Annotated in this window: 17 protein-coding genes; 5 read left to right on the top strand and 12 right to left on the bottom strand. The window is 62.5% G+C overall.

The genetic code is table 11. From position 1 onward, the window contains the following. Window positions 1–5: 5 nt before the first annotated feature. Entirely contained in the window at window positions 6–740 is a 735-nt protein-coding gene (locus VUN82_19810) for an SDR family oxidoreductase (GenBank protein XAS71309.1), read from the bottom strand. Between the two features lie 126 nt (window positions 741–866). Between VUN82_19810 and VUN82_19805 the strand changes: the two genes are divergently transcribed. After that, window positions 867–1,463 (top strand): helix-turn-helix domain-containing protein, encoded by a 597-nt coding sequence (locus VUN82_19805; GenBank protein XAS71308.1) that lies wholly within the window; start codon window positions 867–869, stop codon window positions 1,461–1,463. A gap of 45 nt (window positions 1,464–1,508) precedes the next feature. After that, a complete protein-coding gene (locus tag VUN82_19800; GenBank protein XAS71307.1) occupies window positions 1,509–2,060 on the top strand; it encodes a hypothetical protein in 552 nt (183 codons plus the stop codon). Here VUN82_19800 and VUN82_19795 read toward each other — a convergent pair. From VUN82_19795 to VUN82_19765, 7 genes are all read right to left on the bottom strand, one after another. After that, complete coding sequence (locus VUN82_19795) at window positions 2,032–2,475, bottom strand: SRPBCC family protein (GenBank protein XAS71306.1); 444 nt, start codon at window positions 2,473–2,475, stop codon at window positions 2,032–2,034. The genes VUN82_19800 and VUN82_19795 overlap by 29 nt on opposite strands. Window positions 2,476–2,558: 83 nt before the next feature. Beyond that, entirely contained in the window at window positions 2,559–3,275 is a 717-nt protein-coding gene (locus VUN82_19790; protein ID XAS71305.1) for a hypothetical protein, read from the bottom strand. A 128-nt stretch (window positions 3,276–3,403) separates the two neighbouring features. Beyond that, window positions 3,404–3,658: a hypothetical protein gene (locus tag VUN82_19785; protein XAS71304.1), complete on the bottom strand. Its 255-nt coding sequence runs from the start codon at window positions 3,656–3,658 to the stop codon at window positions 3,404–3,406. An 11-nt stretch (window positions 3,659–3,669) separates the two neighbouring features. Further along, the gene (locus VUN82_19780) at window positions 3,670–4,566 is read right to left on the bottom strand and encodes a carbohydrate ABC transporter permease (GenBank protein XAS71303.1); all 897 of its coding nucleotides are present in this window, start codon (window positions 4,564–4,566) and stop codon (window positions 3,670–3,672) included. Next, window positions 4,563–5,600, bottom strand: a complete 1,038-nt coding sequence (locus VUN82_19775) for a sugar ABC transporter permease (protein XAS71302.1) — start codon at window positions 5,598–5,600, stop codon at window positions 4,563–4,565. Before VUN82_19775 ends, VUN82_19780 begins: the two co-directional genes overlap by 4 nt. Before the next feature lie 7 nt (window positions 5,601–5,607). Further along, the gene (locus VUN82_19770) at window positions 5,608–6,891 is read right to left on the bottom strand and encodes an ABC transporter substrate-binding protein (GenBank protein XAS71301.1); all 1,284 of its coding nucleotides are present in this window, start codon (window positions 6,889–6,891) and stop codon (window positions 5,608–5,610) included. 62 nt (window positions 6,892–6,953) lie between these two features. Beyond that, the gene (locus tag VUN82_19765) at window positions 6,954–8,615 is read right to left on the bottom strand and encodes a glycoside hydrolase family 13 protein (protein XAS74745.1); all 1,662 of its coding nucleotides are present in this window, start codon (window positions 8,613–8,615) and stop codon (window positions 6,954–6,956) included. 288 nt (window positions 8,616–8,903) lie between these two features. On the opposite strand from VUN82_19765, the gene VUN82_19760 reads away from it, so the two are divergent. Further along, window positions 8,904–9,947: a LacI family DNA-binding transcriptional regulator gene (locus VUN82_19760; GenBank protein ID XAS71300.1), complete on the top strand. Its 1,044-nt coding sequence runs from the start codon at window positions 8,904–8,906 to the stop codon at window positions 9,945–9,947. A gap of 9 nt (window positions 9,948–9,956) precedes the next feature. On the opposite strand, the gene VUN82_19755 is transcribed toward VUN82_19760, so the two are convergent. Then, the gene (locus VUN82_19755; protein XAS71299.1) at window positions 9,957–11,162 is read right to left on the bottom strand and encodes a LysM peptidoglycan-binding domain-containing protein; all 1,206 of its coding nucleotides are present in this window, start codon (window positions 11,160–11,162) and stop codon (window positions 9,957–9,959) included. After that, entirely contained in the window at window positions 11,159–11,683 is a 525-nt protein-coding gene (locus tag VUN82_19750) for an RNA polymerase sigma factor (GenBank protein ID XAS71298.1), read from the bottom strand. Before VUN82_19750 ends, VUN82_19755 begins: the two co-directional genes overlap by 4 nt. 162 nt (window positions 11,684–11,845) lie before the next feature. Between VUN82_19750 and VUN82_19745 the strand changes: the two genes are divergently transcribed. After that, entirely contained in the window at window positions 11,846–12,154 is a 309-nt protein-coding gene (locus VUN82_19745; GenBank protein ID XAS71297.1) for a PadR family transcriptional regulator, read from the top strand. After that, window positions 12,151–12,930 (top strand): permease prefix domain 1-containing protein, encoded by a 780-nt coding sequence (locus tag VUN82_19740; protein XAS71296.1) that lies wholly within the window; start codon window positions 12,151–12,153, stop codon window positions 12,928–12,930. Before VUN82_19745 ends, VUN82_19740 begins: the two co-directional genes overlap by 4 nt. A gap of 63 nt (window positions 12,931–12,993) precedes the next feature. Here the strand turns inward: VUN82_19740 and VUN82_19735 are convergent, their stop codons facing one another. Beyond that, window positions 12,994–13,434 (bottom strand): hypothetical protein, encoded by a 441-nt coding sequence (locus tag VUN82_19735; GenBank protein ID XAS71295.1) that lies wholly within the window; start codon window positions 13,432–13,434, stop codon window positions 12,994–12,996. Between the two features lie 114 nt (window positions 13,435–13,548). Continuing rightward, on the bottom strand, window positions 13,549–14,337 hold the full coding sequence (locus VUN82_19730) for a phosphatase PAP2 family protein (protein ID XAS71294.1): 789 nt from the start codon (window positions 14,335–14,337) through the stop codon (window positions 13,549–13,551). Between the last annotated feature and the right edge of the window lie 79 nt (window positions 14,338–14,416).

The raw sequence follows: 14,416 nt of genomic DNA, 5'->3' as shown, positions 1-14,416 counted from the left end.
GTGCTTCAGAGTGCGGTGGTGCCGCCGTCGGCCACCAGTTCCAGGCCGTTGACGTAACTGGAGTCGTCGGAGGCGAGGAACAGGGCAACTGAGGCGATTTCTTCGGGTCGGCCCATCGTTCCGCGGGGAATGAGGGATTCGAATGCTGCCTTGGTTGCGTCGTCGAAAAGTTCTGCCTGTTTGGCAGTGGCGACTTGGCCGGGGGTCAGGACGTTGACCCGGATCTTGCGGTCCCGCAGTTCGTTGAGCCAGACGCGCGCCCAGGCTTGCTGGACGGCTTTGCTTCCCGCATAGAGGCTCCAGCCGGGGAAGGCGCCGAGGGAGGCGTTGGAGCCGGTCATGAAGATCGAGCCGTTGTCGTTGATCAGCGGCAGCGCCTTCTGCACCGTGAACAGGGTGCCGCGCGCGTTGAGCGAGAAAGCGCGGTGGAACTGTTCCTCGGTGATCTCGCCGAGGGCGGCTGGTTCGCCCATCCCGGCGCTTGCCCACAGCACATCGATCGAACCCTCTTCCCGCTTGACGGTGTCGTACAAGCGGTCCAGGTCGTCCAAGTCGGCCGCGTCACCCTGGACGGCGGTGACGTTGCGGCCGATCAGTTTGACGGCGTCATCCAAAGCTTCTTGCCGTCGGGCCTGGATGAAGACATGCGCTCCTTCTTCGACGAACAGTTTTGCCCCTGCCAGTGCCATGCCGGTGGATCCGCCGGTGATCACTGCGACCTTGCCATCAAGCTTTCCCATGAGTGCTCCGTTCATATTCGTGCCGATGCTAAGTACACCGACCTGTTTGCTTAACGTATCCACGACCTTGGGTCGGGCGCAAGTTAAGTACACCGATCCGTACCATTTTTGAGATAAGCTGGTTCCATGACGGATTTGGAGAAGGGGCCGCGGGGTCTGCGCCGCGGTCGAGGTGCGCGGGAGCGCATCCTCAGCGCGTCACAACAGCTGTTCCGCGATCAAGGCATCAACTCCACAGGGATGGACCAGCTCTCCGCGGCGGCTGAGGTGTCCAAGCGAACGCTTTACCAGCACTTCCCCGGCAAGGACGATCTGATCGCCGAGTGCCTCCGCCAGTTCGATCCCGATATCCTGCCCGAGGTCTTCGACCGCACCGACCTCACAGCCCGCGAGCGGCTCCTCGCCATCTTCGACATCCATGCGCCCCTGTGCCCATTCATCGCTGCGGCCGTGGAAATCCCCGACCCCGGTCACCCGGCACGCGAGTACGCCCGCAATTACAAGAAAGACTTTGCCGCCCGGCTCGTCGATACCGCCCGCGAGGCCGGCGCCAACAACCCCGAAGAGCTCGGTGAGCAACTGGCGCTGCTCCTGGACGGCGCCTCAGCCCGCAGCCGGGTCCTGAACACCGACACCTTCGCCACCGCTGCCGCCATCGCAGCCGTCCTCATAGATAACGCCCTCCCTGCGGCAATGCCAGTGGGGCCGGGATACACTTCCTGATGGCAACGTGGGGACGTCCCCGCTGCATGCGAGAGGGCGCGCCAAATGGGACAAGAACAGCCGCAGGCCGATCAGTCAGATTCTGCAGTTCAGGACGCAGTGACGGTGCCGACAAACGAAACGCGCACCCTTATTCCTGACGGTGCTACAAGGTTCAGGCGCTATTGTCTGGGATTCTTCGACCTGATATCAGGGTTCTTAACTGCCTGGATTACGGTCGTGTACACGGTAGGGGGCAACCAGGAATTTCAGGACTACCAGACTGCCGGCACATTCGTACCCGCCGGATGGATCGCTACCGTCGTTGCCATCTGCGTGGCCTTCGGCGTGGTTGCTCTCGCCGGCATCCTTGTTGGAATCTGGATTCTGAGTGATCTGAAAACAATGACCCCAGCACCCCTGATCGCAGCTATCGTCTTCTCTGCGACATCTATCGTGATGTTGTTGCTCTTCTTCACCGGGCCATCGGTTGACCCACTCAAAGTTGCGTGGTCCCTTCTGCACGGTCTTGTCATTGTTATGACGATCAGAATCCTTCGGCAGGAAGGTGTCCGCTCCCTCAAGGCTGCTATCCGGGGCCCTCGAGCCGCTCCTTAAGCCGCCGGTGGCTCGCTGGGGCACCTCGCGAGGCGAGCTGACGTACGGCGGGCACGAGCGCCTTGCCGAAGCCGTGCCCTTCGAAATCGAGCTCGAACGTCACCCGCGACCTCGCGCCGTCGTCGAGCGGTTCGACGTCGATGCTCGCGTGAGGACGGATCGGACCCTCGACGCCGTGTGCGGCAAACCGATGGGGCGGCTCAACCTCCGTGATCTCCTGGGTCATTGTCCGCTCGTTAGGGCCGATCCGGCGGGTGGTGGTGAACCGCGACCCGACCTCCCTGCCGCCGTCGCCCTCGAAGTGCACCTCCAGGACGTCAGCCTGCCACTCCGGGAAGCGCAGCGGGTCGCTCGCATACGCAAAAACCTCATCTGGCGGACGGTCGATTTCTATGGTGTGTGTGAGTGCTGACATGGCTTCTCCTTCTCCTCCATCGTCTCTCAGTCCAAGCGAAATCGACCCGGTGAGTATGGATCAATGAGAGGGGATACCTTGGGTCAGCCCCGCGCCACCCAGTCCGCGTTCGTCGACCGCCACACCGCCGCGGAAACGAATGTGAGCCCGACGATCTCAAGCGCGCCACCGGCCACGGCGAACCACTCGTTGCCGACGACGATGTTGGTGACGTGGCCGATGGTCCAGCAGATGATGAGCGCGCCAGCCCACCACGGCACCCCGACGGCGCGGCCGGCCAGGATCACCGCGAGGCCGAGCAGCAGCGTGCCAATAATATTGCCGATGGCGAAGAGCAGGTAGAACGGCTGGCCCCACGTCCCGGCGGGTGATGCATCCAGGGCGGCGGCCGCATCCACGCCGCTCGTGGCCAGGGCGATCCTGTCCAGGTTGGCGAAGCTGATACCGAAGTAGCTGATGTAGCCGGCGACCATGAGCGCCACAGCCCACAAGGACAGTCGCGGCCGGGCCGGACGAAGCAGTCGCAGCGCAGCGGGAAGCCCGAGCACTGCCAGCAGTGATCCGACGAGAGCGAACATGACGGCTGCCAGCAAGGCGCCGGGAGCCGCAGCGGCGAGCTCGAGGCCACCGGCGGAGCTGCCCGTGTCGCTGAGGCCGGTCGAGGTTGATGCCCCAGCGTAGAGCGAATTGCAGACTAGCTGACAGACGAAGGCAACCGGCAAGGCGATCGCGGCGCTGCGGCGTCGGAACCCGGCGGTGGGATCGAGGACTGGATCCGGATCAGAAGCCGAAGCATTCATGGCCCGACTTTACGGCAGTGCACCAGCAGCAGGAAGGGGCGTGAGTGTTCGGCTCATGCTGCCACCGCTCCGAGGCGGCCCCGCTCAGTCCGGGTCCTCAACACCGACACCTTCTGCCGTGCAGGTTCCTAGTTCCGCCGGGTGGCGGTCCTTGCGGGCAGACGCCGGCGAAGCCGCACCATGCCGTAGAGGGGCAGGAGCACGCCGAGCAGGCCCAAGGCCCAGCCGAGGGCCGGCTGGGCGGTCACCTCCGTCCAGACGGTGACGACCAGCAGGACGACGGCCCAGAACCCGAGTAAGCCGATGATGATGTCGAAGTCCTCCCCGGAGCGGGTCCGCCGGTGTTCACGGCGGACCCTTCCATCGTTCTGGTTCGCATTCACTTCCGTACCTGTCACTTGACTGCGCCCGCGGTGAGGCCGGCCACGATTTTGCGCTGGAAGACCAGGACCAGGATCACCAGCGGAATCGTGACGATGGTTCCGGCAGCCATGATGGCCGTGTAGGGAATCTGGTTCGGCTGCGCTCCGGCGAAGTTGGCGATGGCAACCGTGACCGGTTGGGTTGCGTCGCTGGAGAGCTGGCTGGCGATCAGGAATTCATTCCAGGAGGAGATGAACGCCAGGATTGCCGTGGTGAAGATCGCCGGCGCCGCGAGAGGCATGATCACTTTGCGGAACGCCTGGCCCTGCGTGCAGCCATCTACGCGGGCCGATTCCTCCAGCTCCCAAGGCATTTCGCGGAAGAAGGAGGTCATGGTGTACACGGTGAGCGGCAGCACGAACGAGATGTTCGGGATGATCAGCGCCTGGTAGGTGCCCATCCAGCCAATGTTGGTAAAAAGCTGGAAGAGCGGGGTGATCAGGGCAACGCCCGGGAACATGGAGGCTCCCAGAATGAAGCCCAGCACGAGGTACTTGAATCGGAAGTTCAGCCGCGCCAGTGCGTAGGCGGCGAATACACCAATCAGCAACGAGACAGCCGTGACGACCACGCCGATAAACACACTGTTCAGCAGTGCCTGACCGAACCGGTTGCCGAAGGAAGTATCGAAGGCGGTGTTGAAGTTATCCAACGTGACGTGGGTGGGAAGGATCGAGGTGTCGTAGGTGAAGCCGACATCGCGGAAGGCCGTGACCACCATCCAGTACGCGGGCGCCAGACACCAGATAAGGATGACTGCGGCGCTGATGTAGGTGCGCCCCTGGGCCCACTTCTCACGGTTCTGGGCCATCTTGCGGCCCCTGTCCTGTTCTGCTCTCAGGGCAGTTGTGGCTGTCAGAGTGCTCATTTCTTTCCCTTCCCGGTCGCGCCGCTTTGTTCGACGACATTCGCGCCCAGGAAGCGGACGAAGATGAACGCGACGATGAAGATGATGATGAACGTGATGGTCGATAGCGCTGCCGCCGAGTTGAACCCTTGCCTGATCTGGTTGATCACCAGGATGGACAGGGTGGTGGTGTTGTTCGCGCCGCCGGTCAGGATGTAGGGGAGGTCGAACATACGCAGTGCGTCCAGCGTGCGGAACAGGATGGCCACCATAAGCGCCGGCTTCACCAGCGGGAGTGTGATCATCCGGAACCGCTGCCATGCAGTGGCACCGTCCACCTTGGCAGCCTCATAAACCTCGGCCGGGATCATTTGCAGGCCGGCGAGGATCAGCAGCGCCATGAACGGCGTCGTCTTCCACACGTCGGCGATGATAATCGCCCATTTTGCCGGCCATTCACTACCGGTCCACAGGATGGTGGTGTTGAACAGCTTGTTGGCGATGCCTTCGAAGGCGAAGATGAAGAACCACAACTTGGCCGTGACGGCCGTAGGAATGGCCCACGGCACGAGCACGGCGGCGCGGACCAAGCTCCGGCCCTTGAAGGTGCGGGCCATGATCATGGCCATCCAGAAGCCCATTACTGTTTCCAGGGCCACGGTGACAACGGTGAAGAAGAAGGTTGTTGCAGTGGCTGACCAGAACTGGCCGCCGAGGGTTCCCGCCGGACAGGCCACGGTTCCGCCGCCCGGGGCTGAACACTGCTGGGCGATCCAGTTGATGTAGTTCAGGAGGCCTGCCGGGCCGCCCGCGGCGAAGAGTCCAGTGGCGGGATCGAGTCCGGCGTCCTTCTGAAGGGACATGACAATGGCGCTGATGATCGGGTAAACGATGACGATGCCCAAGGCGATGACGGTGGGGGCCAGGAGCCAGGAAGCCCACTTGCCTTGACTGAGGATCTTGTTGTCCTCACCTACGCTCTTGGAGCCGCGATGGCTGGGGGTACCGCCCGACGCCGGTGACTTGACCGGCGTCGGACCTAATTGGGTTGTCATGGCAGAACTACGATCCCGCAGAGGCGGATTCGATGGACTTCTGCATGTCTGACAGCGCAGTGTCCACGGGCTTCTCGCCCTTGATGGCTGCGTAGGCGTTCTCCTGGATGGCCTTGGTCACGGCAGGGTAGAAGGGGGTTACTGGGCGGGGAACGGCGTTCTCGATGGAAGTCTTCAGGACCGGCAGGTACGGCAGTTTTGCCACAAGTTCCTTGTCCTCGTACAGCTTGGTGAGTACGGGGGCGAGGGAGCCTTGAGTGGCGAAGAACCTCTGGGATTCCTCCGAGGTGATGAACTTCAGGAAGTCAGCTGCGGTGGCCTTGTTCTTGGAGTAGACGCTTACTCCGACATTGTGGCCACCAAGCGAGGATGCACCGGGACCATCTTTGCCGGGCAGTGCCGTCATGCCGAGCTTGTCCGCGACCTTGGAGGAGCCTTCGGTGGTGGCCAGGTTGTAGAGGTAGGGCCAGTTGCGGTGGAAGAGGAGCTTGCCGTCCTGGAAGGCCTGGCGTCCCTGTTCCTCCTGGAAGGTGATGGCTTCCGTGGGGATGTTGCCATCCGCGTAGGCCTTGACGAGGTTCTCAAGTCCGGCCTTGGCCTCGGGGGTGTTCAGGCTGGGCTTGCCATCTTTGTCCAGCACAGAACCGCCCGCGGAGTTGATGGCCTCAGACGCGTTGACGGTCAGGCCCTCGTACTTGCTGAACTGACCGGCATAGCAGCCGATGTTGTTGGCCTTGGCTATGGAGCACATGCTCATCATTTCGTCCCAGGTCTTGGGCGGCGTGGGGACCAGGTCCTTGCGGTAGTACAGGATGCCGCCGTCGGAAGATTCCGGTGCTGCGTACAGCGTTCCCTTATAGGAAGCCCCGTTGACCGTGGAAGGGAGCATTCCGGCGGTGTCGATCGCCATCTTGTCCTTGAGCGGCTGCAGCCACCCCTTGGCGGCGAATTCCGCAGTCCAGACGAGGTCGACGGTCATGACGTCATACCCGGCATCTTTGGCCTGGAAGTGCTGGACCAGGTCGTCGTGCTGCTGGTCGGCCTGGTCCGTCTGCTCCTTGAACGTGACCTTCTCGTTCGGGTGTGCGGCGTTCCACTTTTCGATCAGGGGGCGGACGACGTTGTTGTTGTCCTTGCCCTGGACGTAAGTGATAGGCCCGCGGCCGTCCAAACTGTTTGCGGCGTCGCCGCCACCAGCTGTGGTCCCGCCGTTGGCGTTTCCGCCGCAGGCGGAGAGCGCCAGGGCGCCTGCCATTAATAGTGCCGCCGTGGCGGACAGCTTTGCTTTCATGATTACTCCTTCGTAAGTGAACCCCGGCAGGGACGCCGGTGGGTCGAGGGGTGTGAACGGGTTCAGATGATCCACGCGGTGGTGTCCGCGGGAAGCTTTCGATCCATAAGGGGACCGCTGCTGACGACGACGGTGCCGGCCGGCAAGGCGACGGGCTGAACGCCGAAGTTCGTTATGGACTGCCAGCCGTTGGGTCGGATGAAGTGCAGCACTGCATCATTTCGGTGGTTGATCCATTTGAGTTGTTCCTCGGTCTGAAGGCTGCCCCGGAGCCGCAAGGCCTCACGGTAAAGGGCAAGCGTGGATCCGGGGTTGTCCTGCTGGGTTGCCACGGCGTAGGCGCTGAACCATTCCGGCTGGGGCAGGTGCGCCGTGGCTTTACCGAATCCGAACGCGATGCCTTCGGTGGTCCAGGGCAGCGGGACGCGGCAGCCGTCACGGCCGACGTCGACGCCCGGGTTGCGGAAGAAAGTCGGATCCTGACGGTCGGCGTCGGATATTTCGACGACTTCATGCAGGCCCAGTTCCTCGCCCTGGTACAGGTACGCGGATCCTGGCAGGGCAAGCATCAGCAGGGATGCGGCCCTTGCCCGTCGCAGGCCCAGTTCACGGTCCAGGGCAGGTTCGTTGCCGCCGGACATCAGCCACGCCTGGGCGGGTCCGTTGCGCCCGGGACCCTTGGGCAGCCCATAGCGGGTGGCATGCCGGACGACGTCGTGGTTGGAAAACACCCAGGTGGAGGGCGCGCCGGTGATCTCGGATTCGGTCAGGTTGCGGGTGATGATCTCCCTGAACTGTCCGGCGTCGAAAGCTGCCTGCAGAAGATCGAAATTGAATGCCTGTCCCAGACCCTCGGGGCTGGCATAACGGCTGCGTCGGTCAGCATGCACCCAGGCTTCGGCGACGGCGGTGCGCGGCGGGGTGTACTCGTTGAACAGGGCCCGCCATTCTGCATAGATCTGGTGGACTTCGTCCCGGTCCCAGAACGGGTGCGTACCGTCCACGGTCTCGTTCTCGGCCGCCAGTTCAGCCTTTGCCGGCAGCGGTTCGGTCAGATCCTTGGCCAAGGCATGCGCCACATCGATGCGGAAACCGTCAACGCCGCGATCGGCCCAGAAACGCAAGGTCTTGAGGAAGTCCTCGCGCACCTCCGGGTTGTCCCAGTTGAAGTCCGGCTGCTCCTTGGCGAACAGATGCATGTACCACTGCCCGGCAGTGCCATCCGGTTCGGTAATGCGCTCCCAGGCCGGGCCGCCGAAAAGGGATTCCCAGTCCGACGGCGGCAACTCGCCCTCCGCGCCCTTGCCTTCACGGAAGATGTAGCGGTTCCGGGCGGCGGAGCCCCTGGATCCGGCGAGGGCTTCCTTGAACCACTCATGCCGGTCAGAGGAGTGGTTGGGAACGATGTCCACGATCAGCTTGATGCCCGCGTCGTGGAGCGCAACGGTCATCTCATCGAAGTCCGCCAGGCTGCCCAGCCTGGGGTCCACGTCGCGGTAATCGTCCACGTCGTAGCCGCCGTCTGCGAGAGCCGACGGGTAGAAGGGGCTCAACCAAACGGCGTCAATCCCGAGTGACTTCAAATACGGGACCTTGGCCGTAATGCCTTTGACGTCGCCCAGGCCGTCACCGTTGGAATCAGAGAAGCTCCGCGGATAGATCTGGTACACGGCGGCTTGCCGCCACCAGTCTGCACCCGACACTTCCTCGACGTCGGCATGCATGGTTGGGGTTTTGGTGCTCAAGAGAGGGGGCTTCCTGTTCTGCTTTCCGGGCATCATTGCCGGTTTTCGACGGGCGGGATTGGTCGAAGCGGTTCGTCGACGCGACTCGTCAGCTGTGACTTGAGTCTCTTACGCAAACGTTTGAGTTAAAGATAGGTGCTGAGATCGGCATGGTCAAGCGTTGATTTCTGGGACCAGAAGTTGCTGGCCTTCGCGTTCAAGCGAACACGCTTCGTTTTTGAGCAAAATTTACGCAAACGTATGCGTTCAATCCAGTACTATTGAAGAATGGCCAATGGGGATCGACATTCAGTGAACATGGTGGACGTAGCCCGGGAGGCGGGCGTTTCGGTAAGCGCGGTCTCGCGCGCCCTGGCAGGGGGCAAAGGCGTGTCCGAACGCACCCGCCTCAAGATCCAGCAATTGTCCGAACAACTTGGCTACGTCGTCTCACCCGAAGCCTCGAAACTCGCCGGCGGGCGAACCGGACGCGTTGGGCTTATCACTCCCATGATCAACGAGTGGTTCTATTCGGCTGTCATCGCCGGCGTAGCTGCAGAACTAACGGCCGCCGGTATCGATGTGCTCCTCTACCCTCTCGATAGCTCCGAAGACAGGCGTCGGTTTTTCGAGGAACTCCCCGCGCGTCGAAAAGTAGATGCCATCATCAATATTGCTTTCCCCATCACAGAGGAGGAGTGGGAGCGTCTTGACGCCATGGGGGTTCACGCCATTGTGGCGGGAAGCATTACGCCTGGGCGTCCTTCGGTCGGGATCGATGAGGAGTTGGCGGCGCGACACGCCGTCAATCATCTGCTGGGGCTGGGACATCGGCGGATCGCGATGATCAGCAGTGTTGACCCGGAAGGCAAACAATACTCCGCCGACGTCGGCCGCGAGCGAGGATACCGGAGTGCACTCGCCGCGGCAGGTATTGACGCTCATGAGGAACTCGTGGTTTCCGTTCCATGGGGCCTTGATGGCGGCTCCCTGGGCATGGACAAAATTCTGACCCTGTCTCGCCTGCCCACCGCAGTATTTGCCTTTTCTGACGAGGTTGCCTACGGCGCTCTCCAAAGCCTGCGGCGATCTGGCCTTCGCGTCCCCCAGGATATGTCAATCATTGGGATCGACGACCACCCGATGGCAGAAACGATGGACCTCACAACCGTCCATCAAACACCGTTTGAGCAAGGCGTACTCGCCGGCCGTCTCTCGCTAAGCCTGATCAAAGGCGAGTCAACCGACCAGCAAATCGTCTGCCCGGCAAACCTGGTTGTTCGACGCTCAACTTGCCCCCCTTCTGCTCATGAGAAGGCTTCGCCGGCTTAGCTTGCGGGGTCATTTGTGGATGGGCTTGGTCAGGTTGAGGCTGATTGTCTGGCCTGGGGCCAACTCTCCGGAGGGCAGGTCTGAGAAGGCGTACCAGACACGGTCGGTGCCGGTGAGCGGGCGGTTCGCCGATTCCAGATCCGCGATTTCAGGCACGCCGAAGCGGAAAGCGATCTGCCGCTCAGTATCCCCTGGAGCGGTGGTGTAGGTCAGGGGGACGCCTTCGGCGTCGGTGGTGAATGTGCCATGGGCGCCCTCGATAATGGCTTCGCCGGGCATGAGTCTTACCCTGGTCCCTCCGGGGATGGGCCGGTCTGTCGTAAGGGTTGTGTTCCACCGGAGCAACTGGTCGGTGGTGCACCGGAATTTGTAGCCGAGGCTGTCGAAAGAGTCACCGTCGACGCTGGTGTAGTAAATGGTTTGGCCGAAGGAATTGTTGATGCTCGTTCCTCGGCCGGATCTGCTATCCACAGGGTTTTTCTGGAGCTGGATGTGGTTCCCTGCGCGGACAAAATAGACATTGCCTTTCTCGTACACGAACGGGACCTTGTTCGCCTCGGCCAGCTGTTCTTCTGTGATTCCAAACCGGTAAGTGATGCCGTCGAGGGTGTCACCGGGCTCGATTGTGTAACTAGTGGGTATTCCGTTCGCATCCACGGTAGCCGTCCCTTTAGCCCCGTTCATGGGACCTGGAGCGGGGATTAGTCGAAGCGTGGTGTTGGGTGCCAGTTCGCTGCCTGGCTGAATCCCATTGAATTCAGCGAGTTTCTTCTCGGTGATGTGGAAGTATGCAGCCACTGCCGCTGTCGTGTCACCGGGGACTGTGGTGTAGTAATCGACGTTGCCGAAGGAATCGGTAATAGTGGGTCCCGACAGGGAGGATTTTCCAGAACCGGTCGGTGTCGCCGTCGGGGTGACCGCTTCCGCGGTCGGGACCGCAGCGGTGTTGTCCGGACGCGACGCCAGGGTCGAACCGACCAGTACACTCACTGCGACTGCTGCTGCGGCAAGCCCGGCGACTGCGAAGCGCCCCCAGTGACGTTTGGCAGGCATCCGGTGGAAGTCATGGATGGATCCGCCGATCGCGATATGAGTGGCCTCTGAATTGACGAACGACAGGGATCGTTGACGGCTGCGGCTCAGTTCCTCGTCGGTGATTGTGAGTGCAGGATCGGCGGCCGAGAGTAGGTCGAAAGCAGAGTGGTCGTGACTCATTCCGGTGCTCCTTCTGACACTGTTTCCATTTGAAGTATCCGGCCCAGTTCTTTCCGAGCCCGGTGCAGGCGCATCCGCACGGCAGTTGCCGAGATATTGAGGAGCTGGGACACTTCGACGGCGGTCAGTCCGTCCCAGTACGTCAGCAGTAAGACCTCCCGCTCCTTCGGGGCAAGCAGCTCGATTGCATCCAGGACGGCGGATCCCTCAGCAGGTGTTCCATCAGTGCGCTCCAACCGCAAAGCTCCAATGAGTCCAGCAGAGCGGGAAACGGACCTGTCATGGTTTCGGAGGACGTTCTTGGCTACCCCGAAAAGAACGACCGCCGAGAGGTCATCGCCGTGTCCTGACTTCTCCCAGACAATCCTGAAAACCTCGGCGCACAGATCTTCCGCAGTGGCGGCGCCGTCCGTCCGGCGTCGGAAATAGCGGTAGATACGGTCGTGGGCGGCCGTGTGAGCGGCCAGGAACCGTTGTTCCCTCTCCAGATCCACGCGTTCCCCCATCGTTTGCAAGCTCATGCCCTGTTAATGTCCGGCAGCCAACAAACTGTAACGAGAATCTTGGAAAATTTTGAAACACCTAAAACTGATAGAACGCAATGCTGACTTCGACAGGAATGCGGATGCTCTTGTCAGCACCGCGTCCCATACCTAGACTCCCTAGGTATGGGACGTAGTTCAGTGAACGGACAGCTTGACCTTCTTCTGCTCAGCTCGCTCGGTGCGGGCGAGGCACACGGCTACGCGCTGATCGCACGCATTCACGAGCGCAGCGGCGCGCGGATCGAGCTCCAGGAGGGCTCGGTCTATCCCGCGCTGCACAAGCTCGAGGCGGCGAGGTGCGTCGCGAGCCGCTGGGCGGATGACCCCGGCGGTCGCCGGCGCGTCTATGCGCTCACCGAGGCCGGGCACGCCGAGCTGGCCCGCAGGGTGGAGGAATGGAAAGGCTTCTCCGCGGCGGTCCGCGGTGTTCTTGGAGCGGCGTCGTGAGCGCGGAGAACGGCGCCGGGACTGAAGGCGGGGCCATCGACGCTTACCTCGACGAGCTCTTCATCGCAGCGCGGGACGGTGATCCCGCCGCTGGGCGCCGGCTCCTCGCCGAGACCGAGGCGCATTTGCGCGAATGCGCCGCCCGGCTCCGCGGGCAGGGCATGAGCCCGGAGGACGCCGAGCGCGAAGCTGTCCACCGCTTCGGCCCGGTCAGCACTGTGACGCCAGTCCTGCGCCCGTCACTTCACGACGTCGCCCGGCTGCCTTTGCGCGCGTTCCTGCGGCCCGTGGTTGGCCTCGCGGCCGTTGGCGCAATCGCCGTCGGGGTAAGCGGCGCCATATCGGAGCTGTTCGGCCGGATCTGGGGTGCGGGCTTCGTAGCCGGCGACCTGCCCGGTGTCGCCTACACGGCCGCCAGATGCGCGGTCCTGCAGGCCCCTTACCCCGGGCTCGACTGCGCCCAGGCCGCCGCCGAGCACCACTGGGGCGAGGTCGTCGAATACCGCGTAGTCCTCGGGGTGCTGGGCCTTGTCCTCCTCCTCGTATGGCGACTCCTGCCCCGCGAAGCCGTACTCCCGGCAGGCCTCGCGCCGGCGCTCGCGGCCGCGGCCTTCCTGCTCGCCGCCGCGGCGACCGGCGTCCAAGCCCTCAACGCCGCCGTCCAAGGCTGGCAGGGCACAGGCGCGTGGCTGAGCGCCGTCGTCGTCGCCCTGCCGCTCGCCGGGGTGTTCGCGGTAGCCGCCCTGCGCAGGATGCGCATGAAGCCCAGTTCATAACACCGCGCGGCGACGGTGGGTCCTATCTTGCCGAGGGCGCGGAAAGTGTCCGGTGGATATCACTCAACTCTTGGGCTTGTGCTGCCACCGTTCGTGGGTAGCCCCACCACGCTGCACAAGACCCAGTTCGCCGCGAAGAGGGTAGTTGAACTTTTTCGGTCTTTTCCCTCCTCGCCATGTGCTAAGGACGCTCGCGGCTTCCGAGTCGTCGAGCCACTCCAAAGGTTCCTTGCCGAGGCCGGCTGCGATCGCCGTGGCAGTCTCACGCCATGAGGTCAATTCTGCAATGGCCAGGTGAGGCTGATTGGTAGCGAAGGACGCTCTGGCTGCAGCCAGGACATCATCGGCGCAAACCTCGCGGTCAGCTGGACTCAGGGCAAGCATCCACGGGAAGCGATCGCTCATGCGGGCGCCAAGCGTTCCCTCCGTGCTTGTTGAGACTGCAACCAGTTGGGCTGCCAGTTCAAGCAGCGAAGTGCGTGCTGCATCTGCACTCTCGGACATCAGAACGAGGGACTCGCCGTCACGGCGGGTGATCCGGACGGGGTGGTCTGCGGCTGCTGCAAACTAACTCAGAACGTGTTCTGAAGTTGACCCTCCGAGATGCGATTCGTGCCGTCAGCCGCGCTTTTTGGCAGCCATCTCTTCAGGCCCGGGCAGTGCCTTGGTGGTGCGCCAGGTGTCCAAGGCAATCACTGCGGCCAGCACTATGAGTGACAGCGAGACAGAGGCGAGGACATCCGTGAGCCAGTGGTAGCCGAGGTAGAGCCTGCTGATCGCTTGGGTGGCGATCCCTGCGACGGCGGCACTGAAGCCCGCAATAACAGCACCTATCCTGCGGCGGCGGGAAAAGACGAGGAACGCTCCCACGAGAAGGAAGTCGGAGGCGCCGAGTACGTGGCCCGACGGAAAAGAGTAGGTGCTGTCAGCGCCGAGCACCATGAGATCCATGGGCGGTCTTGGCCGTTCGACCAAGCGCGTAATGACTTGGGCGAGGATCACGCCGGTCAGCATGGCCCCGGCCAACAAGAGGGGCCGCCAGAGCTTTCGCGCCCTGAGTATCCAGATCCCGGTCACGGCAGCGACGATGATCGGCATCACGATAGGGCCAAAAATCGTGGCGAGGACAGCCATGACCGTGGTCGCCGTCGGTGAGCGTTGGCTCACGAACCACGTGCTGACTGTTTCATCCACGGTGGCCAGATCAATTTTTTGCTTTACTTCGGCGAGGATGAGGAAGAACGATCCGACGCCGACCACCGCAAGGATCACCGCGATGACGTAGAGGACCTTCTGGCTCCGCGGTGCAACGTGCCGTTCCGGGATAGTGAGCTTGTCGTGAAGTAGCCCGGACATGTCTCCAGGTTCTTCGGGAATGTTCGACGACGGTCGGTCCGGGATGGGCATAACAAAGGATATCTGTTGCCCCTGCCGCTGCGCGGCCCCACCGGTGATAGAAGCACAAAAAAAGACCTTGACATGTGAC

Source organism: Micrococcaceae bacterium Sec5.1 (genome assembly GCA_039636795.1).
GTDB lineage: Bacteria > Actinomycetota > Actinomycetes > Actinomycetales > Micrococcaceae > Arthrobacter.
This window is presented reverse-complemented; position numbering and strand designations above follow the sequence as displayed.

Excerpts from the sequence above, each read along its gene's own strand:
- VUN82_19765 (XAS74745.1), bottom strand. The coding sequence starts at position 8,615 with ATGCATGCCGACGTCGAGGAAGTGTCGGGTGCAGACTGGTGGCGGCAA.
- VUN82_19795 (XAS71306.1), bottom strand. The coding sequence starts at position 2,475 with ATGTCAGCACTCACACACACCATAGAAATCGACCGTCCGCCAGATGAG.
- VUN82_19735 (XAS71295.1), bottom strand. The coding sequence starts at position 13,434 with ATGTCCGAGAGTGCAGATGCAGCACGCACTTCGCTGCTTGAACTGGCA.
- VUN82_19775 (XAS71302.1), bottom strand. The coding sequence starts at position 5,600 with ATGACAACCCAATTAGGTCCGACGCCGGTCAAGTCACCGGCGTCGGGC.
- VUN82_19760 (XAS71300.1), top strand. The coding sequence starts at position 8,904 with ATGGCCAATGGGGATCGACATTCAGTGAACATGGTGGACGTAGCCCGG.
- VUN82_19810 (XAS71309.1), bottom strand. The coding sequence starts at position 740 with ATGGGAAAGCTTGATGGCAAGGTCGCAGTGATCACCGGCGGATCCACC.
- VUN82_19750 (XAS71298.1), bottom strand. The coding sequence starts at position 11,683 with ATGAGCTTGCAAACGATGGGGGAACGCGTGGATCTGGAGAGGGAACAA.
- VUN82_19755 (XAS71299.1), bottom strand. The coding sequence starts at position 11,162 with ATGAGTCACGACCACTCTGCTTTCGACCTACTCTCGGCCGCCGATCCT.
- VUN82_19770 (XAS71301.1), bottom strand. The coding sequence starts at position 6,891 with ATGAAAGCAAAGCTGTCCGCCACGGCGGCACTATTAATGGCAGGCGCC.
- VUN82_19790 (XAS71305.1), bottom strand. The coding sequence starts at position 3,275 with ATGAATGCTTCGGCTTCTGATCCGGATCCAGTCCTCGATCCCACCGCC.
- VUN82_19780 (XAS71303.1), bottom strand. The coding sequence starts at position 4,566 with ATGAGCACTCTGACAGCCACAACTGCCCTGAGAGCAGAACAGGACAGG.
- VUN82_19800 (XAS71307.1), top strand. The coding sequence starts at position 1,509 with ATGGGACAAGAACAGCCGCAGGCCGATCAGTCAGATTCTGCAGTTCAG.
- VUN82_19730 (XAS71294.1), bottom strand. The coding sequence starts at position 14,337 with ATGCCCATCCCGGACCGACCGTCGTCGAACATTCCCGAAGAACCTGGA.
- VUN82_19805 (XAS71308.1), top strand. The coding sequence starts at position 867 with ATGACGGATTTGGAGAAGGGGCCGCGGGGTCTGCGCCGCGGTCGAGGT.